Genomic DNA, 15,436 nt, shown 5'->3' with positions numbered 1-15,436 from the left:
CGCGCGGCGCCGAAAGGATAAGGCTCGCACGGACTTCCGTGCGAGCCTTATCGTGTTTCCGGAGGTGCGGTCAGACGGTCTTCGTGAGCCGGTCAGCCAGCAGTTGCGCGAAGTGGGCCGGATCCTTCAATTCGCCGCCTTCGGCGAGAATCGCTGTGCCGTAGAGCAATTCGGCGGTAGCGGCCAATTCTCCGGACTCCTCGGCGGCGTCCTTGTTCGCGGAGTACGCATCGCGCAGTCCGGTGACCAGCGGGTGCTCCGGATTGAGTTCCAGAATTCGCTTGGATTCCGGCAGGGCCTGGCCGGACGCCCGGTACATGCGCTCCAGCTGCGGGGTGAAGTCGAAGACGTCGCCGACGACACAGGCCGGGGAGGTGGTCAGGCGGGAGGACAGGCGGACCTCCTTGACGCTGTCGCTCAGCGTCTCCTGCAGCCACTTCAGGACATCGCCGAAATCCTTCTCCTGCTGCTCACGCAGCTGCTCGGAGGCCTTCTTCTCCTCCTCGGTCTCCAGATCGACCTCGCCCTTGGCGATCGACTGGAACGGCTTGCCGTCGAAGTCCGGCACCGAGCCGACCCACATCTCGTCGACCGGATCGGTGAGGATCAGCACCTCGAGGCCCTTGGCCTCGAACGCCTCCATATGCGGCGAATTCTCGATCTGCTGCCGGGATTCGCCGGTCATGTAGTAGATCTTGTCCTGGCCTTCGGCCATGCGTTCCACGTACTGCGCGAGCGTGGTGGGCTCGGAATCCGAGTGCGTCGAGGCGAAAGACGAGACCTGCAGGATGGTTTCGCGGTTGTCGAAGTCGGAGAGCAGGCCCTCCTTGAGAACTCGGCCGAATTCATTCCAGAAGGTCCGGTACTTCGACTCTTCCGCGGTGGCATCGCCGTCGCCGGATTCGGCCGACTCGGCGCCCTGCATGTCCTTGATCGTCGACAGCACCTTGCGCACCAGGCGCTTGCGGATCATCTGGATCTGCCGGTCCTGCTGCAGAATCTCGCGCGAGACGTTGAGCGAGAGATCCTGCGCATCCACCACGCCCTTGACGAAGCGCAGATACTCCGGCATCAGCTCTTCGCAGTTGTCCATGATGAATACGCGGCGCACGTACAACTGCACCCCGCGCTTGTGCTCGCGCATGAACAGATCGAACGGCGCGTGCGACGGGATGAACAGCAGCGCCTGATATTCGAACGTGCCCTCGGCCTTGAGCGGAATGATCTCCAGCGGGTCGTCCCAGGCGTGCGAGACGTGCTTGTAGAACTCCTTGTACTCCTCGTCGGAGACGTCGCTGCGCGGGCGCGTCCACAGCGCCTTCTGGGAATTGAGCGTCTGCTCCTCGAGGATGGTCTTCTCGGTCTTCTCCTCGCCCTCGCCCTCGGTGACGGTGCGTTCCACCTGCATCCGAATGGGCCAGGAGATGAAGTCCGAGTACTTCTTGACGATCTCGCGGAGCTTCCACTCCTGCGTGTAATCGAAGAGGTGATCGTCCTCGTCCGCGGACTTCAGGTGCAGCGAGACCGCGGTGCCCTGAGGCGCCTCGTCGAGGGTTTCGATGGTGTAGGTAGAGCTGCCGGCCGCGGACTCCCAGCGGGTGCCCTCGGACTCACCCGCGCGGCGGGTCGTCAGCGTGACCTTGTCGGCCACCATGAACGTCGAGTAGAAGCCGATACCGAACTGGCCGATGAGGTCCGCGGGAGCGGAGCTCGCGGAGCGACCCGGAGAATCGGCGTCGGCTCGGTTCATTTCCAGCAGCTGACGACGTAGTTCGGCGGTGCCGGACTTGGCCAGGGTTCCGATGAGGTCGACCACCTCGGCGCGCGACATTCCGATGCCGTTGTCGCGGACGGTCAGCACCCGGGCGTCCTTGTCGACCTCCAGTTCGATATGCAGATCCGAGGTGTCGACCTCGAGATCCTTGTCCCGGAACGACTCGAGCCGGAGCTTGTCCAGCGCGTCGGAGGCGTTCGAGATCAATTCCCGCAGGAACGTGTCCTTGTTCGAGTAGACCGAGTGGATCATCAGTTCCAGAAGCTGATGGGTCTCGGCCTGAAACTCCAGTTGTTCGACGTGATCGGTCACGTGCAGATATTACGACGGACCGCGGGTGGCTCGCGAAAGTCGGTCATCGCGGGAACCTCGGCATCGGCGCTGTGCGCGCGGGGCTGCGCGGGCGCCATCCATTCGCGCAGCACCTGGGTCGCGCGCACATCGTCCTCGTTGTATTCCAGCAGCCGGGTGCGCTGCGACAGATCGGGCGCACCGTCGTAGCCGACCGCCAGGCGATACCAGCTCATCGACGCCTCGCCGCCGGCCTCGGGATCGCGCCACCCGAATCCGGCGACCGGAGCGATCTTCTTGAGTCCCTTGCCGTTCGGGCAGATGAACTGCTCCGACACCGCCTGGAACATATCCACCCACTGCGGGCTGTCGACGAAGGCGCGGACCTCGTCCGCGCTGGGTACCCCGGGCCGTCCGGCGAAGCGGCGCGCCGATTCGTAGAGCCACTTGTCCTCGGCGGTGCGCGAGTAGCAGTAGGCGGCGAACGTCTTACCCGCCGCGGCCGCATCGGCGCGCACCGCCATCAACCAGGTCCAGAATTCGGCGAACGAGCGGGCCTCGTCGGCGGTCGGCAGCGGGTCCCAGGTGAAGAAGGGGCGATACACGCCGTCGAGCAGGGTGCCCCACAGATAGGCGCCGTATTCCTGATAGCTCTCCAGGTCGACGTCGACCTCGACGTCGGCCCGGGTGACCCGCACCCGATCCACGCGGCGGACCAGCGGCGCGCCCGAGATCCAGGCGCGCGCGGTCACCACCGTCTCGGCGAACGGCTCGTACTGCCAGTCCTCGGGTTCGTCCGCGGTCCACTCGGCCAGATCGTCGATGGTTTGCACGCCGTGGCGGCGCAGCAGCTCGGCGCGGGATCCGGGTGCGACGAGGCTGACGTCGCGATGGTCCGCCAGCCAGCCCTCACAGCTCACCGCGGGAGGTTCGGTGATTCCCGTTCGCTCGACGATCGGCGCCCGGGTCCACCACGGGCACTGCCGGCATTCGGGCACCTTCGACGGCACGGTCGGCAGCTCACCGCGCACCACCGCGATGCGGTCGGCATAACGCCGGTCGTACTCGTCGAGCACCGGGCCCAGGTCGTGCACCAGGATCCGGTCGAAGTGATAGCCGATCGCCCCGCCGACCAGGGCGGGACTGGCCAGCCCGTGCCGCTGCAACATCCGGTAGAGGTGGGCCAGCCGCTGCTGGTCGCGCGGCTGGGTGCGGACGCGGACGTGCCGGTCGGGGCGCGGATCCCAGTGGTATAGATCGGAGGTGGTGGGGTGGAAATCGGCCGGATCGGGCTGGCGCGGATCGGTCACCTTGTGGTTGACCACGATGATCGGGATATAGCCGCCCCGATCGGTGTCGCGCAGCAGGATCTCGCAGCCGCCGCGACGACCGGTATCGGACTCCTGGGGCAGCAGCGCACCCCAAATGCGCTGCGCCCCTTCCGAACACGCGCGCAGCGTATCCTCGGCGCGACCGCTCGCGGTCTGATCCGGATCGATGATCACCCACGCCTGTGGGTCGGCGGCGACGAGTGTGTCGCGGACCTTGGTGCGATGCGCGGTGGCGGCGTCGCGGCGCTGTTTGACACCCGCGTCCTCGGGCACCCCGAGCAGCCGTTCCGGATGGGTGGCGTCCAGATGCAACCGATGCCGGCAGCCGACCAGTGCGCGCGCGTCGACGTAGGCGATTCGCGGCGGATGTTCACCGGCCTCGGCGGGGGTCGAGATATTCACCGTATCGGCCGAAACCTGCTGCGCCCGTTCCACTTCGGCGGGCACTACGGCGGTTCGGCGAGCAGCAGCCCGCCGCTCGTCGCCTCCGCCGTCCTCCTCGCGACCGTCCCGGTCGCCGCTGCCCGAATACACGGTAAGCAGTATGGTCCCTACCTCCGACACTCCCGCGAACCGCCTGCGTGCAGGGTGTACGCGGGGCCGCTACCTCGGCACTCCCGCCGTCCGGAGCTCGGATCGCCGCGAACCGTCCGCCGCGGCGGCGCCCTCGGGTCCGCATCCCGCTACAGTTGGCGCAAACCGTGTGGCATGTGGGTATATCAGCATGACGGAACTTCGTGACGGAGGGCTTTCGATGGGGTTGTTCACCAAGCGCAAGCGGCGTGCGGACCGCAAAGCCGAGGCGAAAGCCCTCAAGCACAAGGCCGCGATGGAGGCCAAACTCGGCGCCCGCAACGAACGCAAACGCCAGCGCGCCGAGATCCGCACCCAGCGCGAGGTGGCGAAGGCTCAGATCGCGACCTTGAAGGCGGAGGAGAAGGCCGCCCTCAAGACCGCCGAACGAGCCGACCGCGAACTGCTCACGGCGAGCCAGGTGAAGAAGTATCTGGGCGTGGCGCGCGTGCTGGTGCCGGTGCTGGCGCCGCTGGCCTACCGGGCCGCCACCTTCATCCGCGGCCAGATCGACACCCGCCGCGCCCATCGGCTGGGTATCGGCATCGGCGAACTGGGCAACTTCACCGGCCACGGCGCCCGCCTGCAGGCCCGTATCACCGGTGTCGAAACGACCCTGGCCGGTATCGAGAACTCCGGTGACAAGAGCGGCGAGACGCAGAAGTTCGTGGCCGCCACCCGCGACCGGCTCGCCAGCCTGTCCGCTGCCGTGCGCACCGCCGAGCAGATGCCCGCGCCGCGCCGGCGTGCGGTGCACAACTCCATCTCGCACGAACTGGCCGGCGTCGAAGCCGATATCCTCGCGCGCCTCGGCGTGCACTGACCGACCGCTCGCCATGCCGCATCGTGCCCGGCCCACAACCGGATCCCCGCCTTACCGGCGAGCGGTCCGGCGGCCGGGCATCGATGGCCTGCGGGGCGGGCTGGTCGGTATGGCGGTGGTGGTCCTCGCGGTGGCCGCGCACGGATGGGCCGACGGCGGCTATCCCGGCTCGGCGACGCTGGCGCTGCTGCTGCTGAGCGCGGCGGCCACCGGAACCTTCGCGTCGATGCTGCCGCCCACCGGTGGTGCGCGTGGCCGGATCGGCATCCTGGCGGCACTCGGTGGCGGACAGGCGGTCTCGCATATCGCGCTGAGCCTGCTGCCCGCTCATCGGCCCGGTGAAACATCGTGCGGGAGCGGCCTTTCCGGGCTGATCTCGATCTTCCCGAACAACTGGATGACACTGGCGCACACCCTCGCCACCGTGGTGTGCGCGGTGCTGATCGTGGCCGTGGAACGGCTGTATGCCGCCGTCTCCCGATCGGTCCGCGCCGTCACCACCCGGCCGCAACCGCCGGTGGATATCGCCACACCCCGGTGGCGGACCTCCGCGCGGCAAGCGCGGCAGCAATGGAGCGCCGGCGCCCTCGGCTCGCGCGCACCCCCGGTACTCGCCTGAACCGATCCTCGACCACAGGCAATTCCTCCGGCATCTCGCCGAGTACCGAGAAAGTCACCCATCGTGAGCTTTACTATGTCCACCTCACTGTCGCGCGCCCTGGTCGCCACGGGCGCCGCCGCCGGTCTCGCCCTGCTCGCCTCCGGCACCGCGGCCGCGCACGTCACCGCCGACGCGCCCGGCGCGGCCCAGGGCGGCTACGCGGTCATCACCTTCCGCGTGCCGACCGAATCGGCGACCGCGTCCACCACCAAACTGACCGTCGCGCTGCCGCAATTGTCCGCGGCTCGCACCGAACCCGTTCCGGGCTGGACCGCCAAGACCGAGAAGAACGACAAGAACCAGTTCACCTCCGTCACCTGGACCGCCAACCCGGGCACTCCCGGCATCACTCCCGAGCAGTTCCAGCGCTTCGCCGTCGCGGTCGGGCCGCTGCCGAAGCAGGACAAGATCAACTTCCCGGCCACTCAGACCTACAGCGACGGCAAGGTCGTCAACTGGAGCGAGCCCATGCCCGCCGGCGGTGACGAACCCGAGCATCCCGCTCCGAGCATCACGCTGGGAGCCGCCGGATCCGACGACGATCACGCCAGCATGCCGAGCGCTGCCGCCGACAAGTCCGACAGCGACGAGTCCGACAACACCGCGCGCTGGCTGGGCGGTATCGGACTGGTTCTCGGCGCCCTCGGTGCCGCGCTCGGACTCGGCAGCCTGATCCGGAGCCGGCGCTCATGATGCGCCGCATCGTGTTCGCCCTGGTCGGCGCGCTGGCGCTGGGCGCACTGACGATCACGGTCGCCGGTCCGGCCGCCGCGCATTCGACGGTGGTATCCACCGACCCCGCCGACGGCGCGAAGGTCGAGACCGGTCCCGCGCGGGTGAGCGTCACCTTCAACGAGAATCTGCAGCCGAGTTTCCCGTCGCTGACCGTCGTCGGCCCGGACGGGAATCTGTGGTCGAAGGGCAAGCCGGTGGTGGACGGCCCGACCGTCACCGTCGAGGTCGGTGACCTGGGCCCGGCCGGCACCTACACGATGGCGTACCGGGTCACCTCCGCCGACGGCCATCCGGTCAGCGGTACCCGCAGTTTCGAGCTGACCACGCCCGGCCACGGCACACCGGGGCCCAAGGCCGATGCCAAGAGCGGCAACTCCGGCGGCGGCGATTCCGGGGGCGTGCCGCTGTGGGTGTTCATCGTGGCCGCGGTCGTGCTGTTCGGTGGTGGACTGGCGTTCGCGCTGTTCGGCGGTCGCTCCCGACGGTCGGGCAGCGGCGGCAAACCATGAGGCCGGGGACGGCCGGCAGCAGATCGACCGCACTGCGTTACGCACTGCTGCTGGTCGTCCCGGCCGCCCTCCTCGGTGCCGCCGCCGGATGGGCGTTCGCCGCACCCGATCCGGTACAAGCCGAGGCGCCGGTGCGCACTCTGGCCGACGGGCTGGGCGCGACGGTTCTCGGCCTGGCCGCGCTGCCGCGCCTGCACGACCGGCTGCGGCCCGCGTGGCGGCTGCTGGCCGTCTTCGGCGGCCTCTGGGCGGTGGCGGAATTCGTGCTGCTGGCCACCGAGGCCGCCGAGGTGGTGGGGGTACCGCTCACCCGGTTGCGCGCCGGCGATTTCGGCGACTACCTCACGCATGTCAGCGGGGGCCAGATCGGCATCGCCGTGCTGATCGGCACCGCGGCCGTCGCCTGCTACAGCACGCTGGCCTTCCGGCGACCGGACCGCGCGACCGCCGATCTGGTGCTGGTCTTCGCCGCGGTGACGCTGGTGCTGCGCCCGATCACCGGCCATATGTCACAGCAGACGCTGGGATCGGTGCTGGCCGCGGTCCACGCCCTGGCCGCCGCCGTCTGGTTCGGCCTGCTGCTGGCGCTGGCGCTGGTCGTGCGTACCCGCGGTGAGTGGGCGGTGATCCTGCCGCGCTATTCCGGCTGGGCGCTGCCCGCGGTGGCCGCGGTGACGGTGACCGGCGTGGTGAACGGGCTGGTCCGGGTCGGCGGTCCGGCCGCCCTGGTCGATACCGGATACGGCCGCATCCTGCTGGCGAAGACGGTGATGGCGGTCGCGCTGCTCGGCCTCGGCTGGTGGTGGCGGCGCAGCTGGGTTCCGGTGGCCACCGACCACCGGATGACCGCGGACTCCTCGCTGCGCCGCGCCCTGATCGAGGTCGTGGTGATGGCCGCGGTGTTCGGCCTGGCAGCGACGCTGGCGGTGACCGCCTGAGTCCGAGCCCGGGCCGGACAGGCCTCCGAACTGGAGTGATAGCAATTACATCCGGTCCGGGCCGGACTGGAACACGTTACGGTTACCGCATGACCGCAGTGAAGATCGTGGCCGATTGCGCCGCGCCGGCCGAGACCGCGTTCGACTACGTCAACGACTATCGCCATCTGCCGGAATTCGTCACCGAGGTCCATTCCTTCCGCCCGATCACCGATCAGGTGGCCGGGCTGGGCGCGACGTTCGATACCGAGATCAAACTGGGCCCCGCCTCGCTGACCTCGCGGTTGGAGATCGTGCGCTGGGAGAAGAACATCGCGATCTCGGTGAAGGCCGTGACCGGATTCGAGATCGAATCGACCTTCCTGTTCCATCCCCGCGGCGACCGCGACTGCACGGTGGACGCCATCGTCGAATACCGGGTGCCGGGCGGACTCGCGGGCAAGGTGCTGGGCAAGACCATCGAGCCGTTCGTCAAACTGTCGGTCAAACACACCACCCACCATCTGACGACCAAGATCGCGGAGTATCAGCGCACCCTCGACAGCTGAACCGGGCGGGCCCGCGTCACGCGGCGAAGGTCTCAGGATCCGATCGTCGCCCGCATGGCAAGCTTATTTCGTGACCGATTCAGCAAACCTAGTGGCAACCGCCGACCTCGCCGACGAGATCGGCCCCGAGATTCGCAGCTGTGATACGCAATTCACGCAGTTCGGCGGCAATCCGGTGTTCAGCGGGCGCATCGTCACCATTCGCTGCTTCCAAGACAATCTGTTGGTCAAGCAGACTCTCAGCGAACCCGGTGACGGACGTGTGCTGGTCGTGGACGGCGGTGCGAGCATCCACACCGCCCTCGTCGGTGACGTGATCGCCGGCCGTGGAGTCGACAACGGCTGGTCCGGCGTCGTGATCAACGGCGGCGTCCGCGATTCGGCGATTCTGCGCACCCTGCCCATCGGCATCAAGGCGCTGGGGACCAACCCGCGCAAGAGCACGCAGACCGGATCCGGCGAACGCGATGTGCCGGTCGAATTCGGCGGCGTCACCTTCGTGCCGGGCGAGATGCTCTACAGCGATCACGACGGGGTCGTCGTCCGCGCGGAATGAGTCGCCGATCGCCGCCGGGCCGGCCGGCCCCGCGCCTGCCGAACTATCCGCCTGCCACCCGCACGCGGTGGCCGGCGAGTGCGACCACGTCTCCGGCATGGAGCTGGCGGCCCCGCCGTAGTTCCACCTCGTCGTTGACGCGCACGAGTCCGGCGGCGATCACGGTCTTGGCCTCCGACCCGCTGTCGATGAGATTGGCCAGCTTCAGGAATTGCCCGAGTCGAATGACTTCGTCTTCGATCGGCACATCGACTGGATCCGACATGGGTTACATCTTTACCGCCGCGCTCGGCGGGCCGCACGCCGCCCCCGTCCCGGTCGGCACCGGGGTCCGGCGAAAGGATCGAATATGACCGTGCACGAGCAGGACTCGCCCGGTGGCCTTCTCCCCTCGAGCGGCCCCAGCCCGCACACTGGTGCGGTGACTTCCACGCAAGACCAGCTCCACTCGCGCGACCGCAGATCACCTTCGTCACCGGTTCCGCATCGCGCCCACGGTCGGCTGAGCGAAGTCCCTCATCTGGCCGGCCTGGTGCTCGGCGTGTTCTCGGCTCTGTGTGCGCTGTGGAGTATTTCGCCCGGCCTGCGCTACATCACCTCGGTCCCGCGGCACTACCTCGACGCCTACTATTTCGACGCGCCCGATACGAACCTGATGTGGGCGGTGATCGTCGGTCTGCTCGCCGGCGCGACGGCCTCCCGTAAACGCATCGCCTGGTGGCTGCTGGTCGGGTACATGGCGCTGTTCGCGCTCGCCAACGGACTGGATTTCGCCGAGGAACAGGATCCGCACGCGCTGGCCGCGCTGTTCGTCCACCTCGCGGTGATCGGCCTGATGATCGCGGCATGGCCGGAGTTCTACACCCGGGTGCGGCGGGGCGCGGTGTGGAAGGCGCTCGGCGTCCTGGTCAGCGGGCTGGTGATCAGCAGCCTGCTCGGGTGGGGGCTGGTGGAACTGTTCCCCGGCAGCCTGCCGCGCGGTGCGCAGCGCCCGCTGTGGGCGATCTCGCGGGTCACCGCGACAATTCTGGTGGCCGACAACAACTTCGACGGCCACCCGCCGCATGTGGTGAATCTGCTGCTCGGCCTGTTCGGTGCCATCGCCCTGCTGGCCGCCGCGCTGGTGCTGTTCCGGTCACAGCGCGCCTCCAACGCGATGACCGGGCTGGACGAATCCGCGGTGCGCGGCCTGCTCGCCCGCTCCGATGTCGAGGATTCGCTGGGCTACTTCGCGACTCGCCGCGACAAGGCCGTGGTGTTCGCGCCCAGCGGTAAGGCGGCGATCACCTTCCGCGTCGAACTCGGCGTATGCCTGGCCTCCGGTGATCCGATCGGTGTGCGGGAGGCGTGGCCGCAGGCCATCGATGCCTGGCTGCGACTGGCCGACGAATACGGCTGGGCCCCGGCGGTGATGGGCGCCGGGGAACTCGGCGCCACCGCCTACCGCCGGGCCGGCCTGTCCGCGCTGCGCCTGGGCGACGAGGCGATTCTCGACACCCGTTCGTTCTCGCTGGCCGGGCCCGAGATGAAGCAGGTGCGCCAGGCCGCCAACCGCCTGCACAAACAGGGCTTCACCGTCCGGATCCGCCGCCACAGCGAACTCTCGCCGGACGAGATGGCGCAGATGATCACCCGCGCCGATTCCTGGCGCGATACCGAAACCGAACGCGGCTTCTCGATGGCGCTGGGCCGGCTCGGCGACCGGCTCGACGGCGACAGCCTGCTGGTGGAGGCGCTCGATCGCGACGGCCGGGTGTGGGGCATGCTGTCGCTGGTGCCCTGGGGCCGCAGCGGGGTCTCGCTCGACGTGATGCGACGAGATCCCAAGGGCCCCAACGGAATCATGGAATTCATGATCTCCCAGCTGGCGCTGACCTCGGAACAGTACGGGATCACCCGGGTCTCGCTGAACTTCGCGGTATTCCGCTCGGTCTTCGAGGAGGGCAGCCGGATCGGCGCCGGCCCGGTGCTGCGGCTGTGGCGCAGTGTGCTGATGTTCTTCAGCCGCTGGTGGCAACTCGAGGCGCTGTACCGGTCGAATGTGAAATATCAGCCGCAGTGGGTGCCGCGGTTCTTCATCTTCGAGGAGCGCCGCCAGTTGCCTCGGGTCGCGCTCGCCAGCGCGCTGGCCGAGGGCTTCCTGCCGCGCTTCGGCAAGCAGCCGGATGCCTCCGCCCACACCGGTCTGCATTCCGCGGTGCCGGCCACCATCACGGGGCTGCACGCCGACGGCAACCCGCCCGAGGCGCCGCCCTCGGCCCTCGAACAGGCCGCCGCCCGCCGCCCCGAACAGGTGCGGGTGCGGATGGACAAGGTGCGCCGGCTCGAATCGGCCGATATCGACGCCTATCCGGTGGCCTACGCCCCGACCCATTCGATCGCCGACGCCCGCCGCTCCCCCAAGGGCACCACGGTGCGAGTATGCGGACGGCTGTTGCGGATCCGCGACCACGGCGGCGTCACCTTCGCGACGCTGCGCGACTGGTCCGGCGATATCCAGATCCTCATCGACCGAGGCCGGGTCGGCCAACGCCGCTCGAGTTCGTTCGGCGAGTACTTCGATCTGGGCGATCTGATCGAGGTGAGCGGCCAGATCGGCGCGAGCCGCCGGGGCGAGCTGTCGCTGCTCGCCCAGGACTGGCGGATGATCGGCAAATGCCTGCATCCGCTGCCGGACAAGTGGCGCGGACTCGCCGACCCCGAGGCGCGGGTGCGGCAGCGCTACGTCGATATGACGATCAACGTCGAGGCGCGCGAGGTACTGGCCAAACGCAGCGCCGTGGTGCGGTCGCTGCGGGATACGTTGACCGGCTGGGGTTTCCTCGAGGTCGAGACGCCGGTGCTGCAGCAGGTGCACGGCGGCGCCAACGCCGCGCCCTTCCGCACCCACATCAATGCCTACGATCTGGACCTGTACCTGCGCATCGCACCGGAGCTGTACCTCAAGCGACTGTGCGTGGGCGGGATGGAGAAGGTCTTCGAGCTGGGCCGGGTGTTCCGCAACGAGGGTGTGGACTACAGCCACAATCCGGAATTCACGATTCTGGAAGCCTATGAGGCGCACAGTGATTACGAGCGCATGATGCACGCGTGCCGGCAGCTCATACAGAATGCGGCGATCGCGGCCAACGGCGCCTGCGTGGCCCTGCGGCCGGGTGCGGACGGGACGCTGACCGAGGTCGACATCTCCGGCGACTGGCCGGTGCGCACCGTGCACGGCGCCATCTCCGAGGCCGTCGGCGAGACCGTCACTCCCGATACCCCGGTGGATCGGCTGCGGTTGCTGTGCGACAAGGTCGAGGTGCCGTATCAGCCGGGCTGGGACGCCGGGCAGATCGTGCTCGAGATGTACGAGCACCTCGTCGAGGAACGCACCCAGGAGCCGACCTTCTACATCGACTTCCCGACCTCGGTGTCACCGCTGACGCGCGCGCATCGCCGCATCGACGGTGTGGCCGAACGCTGGGATCTGGTGGCCTGGGGTGTCGAACTGGGTACCGCCTACAGCGAATTGACCAATCCGATCGAACAGCGCCGCCGCCTGACCGAACAGTCGCTGCTGGCCGCGGGCGGTGATCCGGAGGCCATGGAACTGGACGAGGACTTCCTCGAGGCACTGGAATTCGCGATGCCGCCGACCGGCGGTCTGGGTGTGGGTGTGGATCGTGTGGTCATGCTCATCACCGGCCGCAGTATCCGCGAAACCCTGCCGTTCCCACTGGTCAAACCGCGCACGGGACAGGGCGAGGGACGCTGACCGCACCGCCGGCGCCGGGGCGCGCGCACCCGTTCGCGAACCCGGAACCCGCGTCCGGCACAGTAGATCCGTGCAGCTTGTTCTCGTGCGTCATGCCCAGCCCGGCCGGGTGCTGACCACCTCCGGTCCCGCCGATCCCGAACTCACCGAACTCGGTGTCGAGCAGGCTCGGCGGGTACCGGCCGTGATCGCCCGGTTCGCCGGGGGCGAGCATCGCATCGCGCGGGTGGTGAGCAGTCCGCAGCGGCGGGCCCGCGATACCGCCGCGCCGACGGCCGAGAAGTTGGGACTGCCGGTCGAGGTACTCGACGGGCTGGCCGAATACGACCGCGATCTGCCCGCGTATATCCCGATCGAAGACGCCAAGCGCGATTTCCGCGCCACCTACGACCGGATCAAGGCCGGACATCTGCCCGAACAGATCGACGGGCCCGCGTTCGTGGCGCGGGTGCTGGGCACGGTGTCGGAACTCGTCGCGGCCGCCGAACCGGCCGATACGGTTGTCGCCTTCGCCCACGGCGGAGTGGTGAACGTGCTGCTCCAGGACATTCTCGGACTCGAACGCCCCCTGACCTTTCCGATCGACTACTGCTCGATCACCCGGATTCTGTTCTCCCGTAGCGGTAATCGCACCGCCGCGACGATCAACGAGAACAGCCACGTGTGGGATCTGCTGCCGCGGAATCGTCCCGCTGCGGCCGGCGACGCGATCTGAGCAGAGCGTACGGGCGAGAGCATCCGAAAGCTGTGCGGGTGGCGGAAGTTCACAGCCGATTGCCAGCCCGAAAGCCTGCCGGACACAGCAACGAGTCGTTCCATGGATGACCACGGGCCCCGCCCGGCGGCCCGTGTTCCGAGAAAGGTAGTCCGTTGCTCTCCTCCACGAGTTCCTCGCGCCGCCGGCTGATTGCTCGCGTCGCCGTCGCCGGCGCGATCGCGGCCGCCCCCGTCGCCGCGGTCGCGGTACCCGCTTTCGCCGATACCACGTCCGCCACGCAGATCGACTGGCACGACCACGATCACGACCACGACGGGTGGCGTCATCATCACGATCGCGATCACGATCACGACAACGGCCCGTGGCAGTCCGGTCCCGGTGGCTTCCTGCCCGGACCCCCGCCCACCGGCTCGTTCGGCTGATCGAACCGCACAGCCGAGGAACATACGAGGGCCGCTCCCTTTCCGGGAGCGGCCCTCGTTCGCTGTGTGGAACACGGATTCGGTGCTCGTGACCGGGATCGCGGCACCGTGGCCTGGTCGCTTCAAAGTTCATTCACAGTTCGCGAACATCGCCGTCCCAGCCGGCCGCGTTTCGATGTACTCGTGAGCCGCCGGGCCGCCCGGTCCGAATCCCCAGCACGGCTCCGTATTTCGCAGACGAAAGGCCGAAACCTTGCAGACCACCGCGAAGCCGAAGAACCGCACCCGCCGCCTCGCGACCCGCGTCGCCGTCGCCGGTGCGCTCGTCGTCGTTCCCCTGTCCGCGCTCGCCGTGCCGGCCTTCGCCGACGCCCCGGCCAACACCCCCAGCGCGGTCGCCATCGACCGCGACAACCACCCCGGCGACCGCGATCACGACGGCGACCACCGCGGACCCGATCGCGACAACCGCGGCGATCGAGACCGCGGACCGGAGAACCAGCCGGCACCCGGCCCGCAGCTGCCCCAGCTCCCGCCGACCGGTTCCGCCGGCTGATCCCGGCTGATCCCCGAAACGGTGAAGGCCACCCCGCTCGACGCGGGGTGGCCTTCACGGGCGCCTTACCGGCTCATGCCATTCCGGCGATCCAGTTGTGCATCCAGGAGATCGCGGTCTGGCCGCCGCCCACCGAATAGCTGCCGTAGGAGGTGTGCGTGCCGGACTGGTAGAAGTGCTCGAGCTGTTCCACCCGCTGCTGGTTGGCGTCGTCGGTGAGCTGCGACTGCAGGGCCGCGACACCGCCGTGCGCCATCAGGTCGCCGATGATCGACCCCGCCTCGAGCTGGTAGCGCCACAGGTTCGCCGCGCTCGCACCGGAGGCCTGCGCCAGGAAGCCGGCGAAGCGGGTGACGTAGTCGGTGTCCTCGGTGGAGCAGTACAGGTCACCGGCCGCGCAGATGGTGCGCACCCGGTCGCTGAGGAAGCCGAATCCACCCACGCGCGGGCCACCGGCACCCGCGCCGCCGACCACCGGGCCGACCTGGACGTCGGTGGGCGAACGACGCGGATCGGAGATCAGGCCGACACCCGAAACGCGGTCCGGCGGAACGGCGCCCAGGCCGGTGCCGATCTCGGCGGCCAGATCGCCCGCGGCATCCGCACCCTGGCTGTAACCGACGATCGCGTAGTGCGTACCGGCGCAGCGGGCCGCCATCGCCTGGATGAGGCCGCGCGCGTTGTCGGTCGCTTCCTTCTTGGAGGCGCCGTAGACATCGCCCTCCCACGGGAAGGCGGTCGCGGCGTAGCTGACGTAGTCGACGTCCGTCGAACTCGGCAGGCCGCGCGTCACACCCGACAGCATGCCGGGGCCGACCATATGGTCGGGCTTGTGATCACCGGTCTCCCAGGTGCCCGGAATCGCGACGACATACAGGCTCGGGCAACCGGGATCCGCGCTCGCGGAACCGCTTCCGACCGCGGTACCCGACACTGCCATACCAGCCAGTACCGCGACTGCCGCCCCGGCGGCCGCGACAACCTTCTTCAACCGCATGCTGCTCCAGTTCAAGCCAGCCCTCGCCGGGGCTCCCCATATGTATTCGCCGCTGATGATGCCGCCGCCACATTGCCGCGCGGTAAATTCCCGGCGAAGCAAAAACCGCCCGCGTCCGTGAACTCGTGAACGAGTTCGGACGCGGACCAAGAGCATTTACGACATACCGGTGCTCAGGATAACGGCGGCACGGTGGAACTGCCATCCGAGCTCGAAATCCCGTCCGATTTCCGATGTTTGGGACGCG

At 68.5% G+C, this 15,436-nt stretch carries 15 protein-coding genes; 11 read left to right on the top strand and 4 right to left on the bottom strand.

The window, feature by feature from the left end:
* Positions 1-70: 70 nt before the first annotated feature.
* Positions 71-2,086 (bottom strand): molecular chaperone HtpG, encoded by a 2,016-nt coding sequence (htpG, locus tag ACPCUW_RS04920; protein ID WP_423423799.1) that lies wholly within the window; start codon positions 2,084-2,086, stop codon positions 71-73.
* Positions 2,083-3,792 (bottom strand): TM0106 family RecB-like putative nuclease, encoded by a 1,710-nt coding sequence (locus ACPCUW_RS04915; RefSeq protein ID WP_195073313.1) that lies wholly within the window; start codon positions 3,790-3,792, stop codon positions 2,083-2,085. Before ACPCUW_RS04915 ends, htpG begins: the two co-directional genes overlap by 4 nt.
* Positions 3,793-4,150: 358 nt before the next feature.
* Between ACPCUW_RS04915 and ACPCUW_RS04910 the strand changes: the two genes are divergently transcribed.
* The 7 genes from ACPCUW_RS04910 (at position 4,151) to rraA (ending at position 8,739) form a co-directional block, all read left to right on the top strand.
* Complete coding sequence (locus ACPCUW_RS04910) at positions 4,151-4,792, top strand: DUF6474 family protein (RefSeq protein ID WP_423424027.1); 642 nt, start codon at positions 4,151-4,153, stop codon at positions 4,790-4,792.
* Positions 4,793-4,901: 109 nt separating this feature from the next.
* Positions 4,902-5,411, top strand: coding sequence for a hypothetical protein (locus ACPCUW_RS04905; protein ID WP_063016494.1), 510 nt, complete (start codon positions 4,902-4,904; stop codon positions 5,409-5,411).
* Positions 5,412-5,486: 75 nt separating this feature from the next.
* Positions 5,487-6,146, top strand: a complete 660-nt coding sequence (locus ACPCUW_RS04900) for a YcnI family protein (protein ID WP_423423798.1) — start codon at positions 5,487-5,489, stop codon at positions 6,144-6,146.
* Positions 6,143-6,697: a copper resistance CopC family protein gene (locus ACPCUW_RS04895; RefSeq protein ID WP_082857247.1), complete on the top strand. Its 555-nt coding sequence runs from the start codon at positions 6,143-6,145 to the stop codon at positions 6,695-6,697. Before ACPCUW_RS04900 ends, ACPCUW_RS04895 begins: the two co-directional genes overlap by 4 nt.
* Complete coding sequence (locus ACPCUW_RS04890) at positions 6,694-7,635, top strand: CopD family protein (protein WP_423423797.1); 942 nt, start codon at positions 6,694-6,696, stop codon at positions 7,633-7,635. The genes ACPCUW_RS04895 and ACPCUW_RS04890 overlap by 4 nt, the downstream gene beginning before the upstream one ends.
* 89 nt (positions 7,636-7,724) lie before the next feature.
* A complete protein-coding gene (locus ACPCUW_RS04885; RefSeq protein WP_423423796.1) occupies positions 7,725-8,183 on the top strand; it encodes an SRPBCC family protein in 459 nt (152 codons plus the stop codon).
* Between the two features lie 70 nt (positions 8,184-8,253).
* Positions 8,254-8,739, top strand: a complete 486-nt coding sequence (rraA, locus tag ACPCUW_RS04880) for a ribonuclease E activity regulator RraA (RefSeq protein ID WP_030516733.1) — start codon at positions 8,254-8,256, stop codon at positions 8,737-8,739.
* A gap of 43 nt (positions 8,740-8,782) precedes the next feature.
* On the opposite strand, the gene ACPCUW_RS04875 is transcribed toward rraA, so the two are convergent.
* The gene (locus ACPCUW_RS04875) at positions 8,783-9,004 is read right to left on the bottom strand and encodes an RNA-binding S4 domain-containing protein (RefSeq protein ID WP_030516732.1); all 222 of its coding nucleotides are present in this window, start codon (positions 9,002-9,004) and stop codon (positions 8,783-8,785) included.
* Between the two features lie 156 nt (positions 9,005-9,160).
* On the opposite strand from ACPCUW_RS04875, the gene lysX reads away from it, so the two are divergent.
* The 4 genes from lysX to ACPCUW_RS04855 all read left to right on the top strand — a co-directional run bounded on the left by lysX (position 9,161) and on the right by ACPCUW_RS04855 (position 14,192).
* The gene (lysX, locus tag ACPCUW_RS04870; RefSeq protein WP_423423795.1) at positions 9,161-12,496 is read left to right on the top strand and encodes a bifunctional lysylphosphatidylglycerol synthetase/lysine--tRNA ligase LysX; all 3,336 of its coding nucleotides are present in this window, start codon (positions 9,161-9,163) and stop codon (positions 12,494-12,496) included.
* Between the two features lie 70 nt (positions 12,497-12,566).
* Complete coding sequence (locus ACPCUW_RS04865; protein ID WP_063015304.1) at positions 12,567-13,211, top strand: histidine phosphatase family protein; 645 nt, start codon at positions 12,567-12,569, stop codon at positions 13,209-13,211.
* 155 nt (positions 13,212-13,366) lie between these two features.
* On the top strand, positions 13,367-13,636 hold the full coding sequence (locus ACPCUW_RS04860; protein ID WP_305779630.1) for a hypothetical protein: 270 nt from the start codon (positions 13,367-13,369) through the stop codon (positions 13,634-13,636).
* Positions 13,637-13,889: 253 nt separating this feature from the next.
* Entirely contained in the window at positions 13,890-14,192 is a 303-nt protein-coding gene (locus ACPCUW_RS04855) for a hypothetical protein (RefSeq protein WP_305779631.1), read from the top strand.
* A gap of 73 nt (positions 14,193-14,265) precedes the next feature.
* Here ACPCUW_RS04855 and ACPCUW_RS04850 read toward each other — a convergent pair whose 3' ends face one another.
* Positions 14,266-15,189, bottom strand: a complete 924-nt coding sequence (locus ACPCUW_RS04850; RefSeq protein ID WP_104391917.1) for a cutinase family protein — start codon at positions 15,187-15,189, stop codon at positions 14,266-14,268.
* Positions 15,190-15,436 lie beyond the last annotated feature (247 nt).

The organism is Nocardia sp. AB354, assembly GCF_049538315.1.
In the GTDB taxonomy this organism is placed as follows: Bacteria; Actinomycetota; Actinomycetes; order Mycobacteriales; family Mycobacteriaceae; genus Nocardia; species Nocardia nova.
This window is presented reverse-complemented; position numbering and strand designations above follow the sequence as displayed.

Bases quoted from the DNA above. Each gene is read 5' to 3' on its own strand.
- ACPCUW_RS04905 (WP_063016494.1), top strand. From the start codon at position 4,902: ATGGCGGTGGTGGTCCTCGCGGTGGCCGCGCACGGATGGGCCGACGGC.
- ACPCUW_RS04890 (WP_423423797.1), top strand. From the start codon at position 6,694: ATGAGGCCGGGGACGGCCGGCAGCAGATCGACCGCACTGCGTTACGCA.
- ACPCUW_RS04910 (WP_423424027.1), top strand. From the start codon at position 4,151: ATGGGGTTGTTCACCAAGCGCAAGCGGCGTGCGGACCGCAAAGCCGAG.
- ACPCUW_RS04895 (WP_082857247.1), top strand. From the start codon at position 6,143: ATGATGCGCCGCATCGTGTTCGCCCTGGTCGGCGCGCTGGCGCTGGGC.
- ACPCUW_RS04875 (WP_030516732.1), bottom strand. From the start codon at position 9,004: ATGTCGGATCCAGTCGATGTGCCGATCGAAGACGAAGTCATTCGACTC.
- ACPCUW_RS04900 (WP_423423798.1), top strand. From the start codon at position 5,487: ATGTCCACCTCACTGTCGCGCGCCCTGGTCGCCACGGGCGCCGCCGCC.
- ACPCUW_RS04850 (WP_104391917.1), bottom strand. From the start codon at position 15,189: ATGCGGTTGAAGAAGGTTGTCGCGGCCGCCGGGGCGGCAGTCGCGGTA.
- ACPCUW_RS04885 (WP_423423796.1), top strand. From the start codon at position 7,725: ATGACCGCAGTGAAGATCGTGGCCGATTGCGCCGCGCCGGCCGAGACC.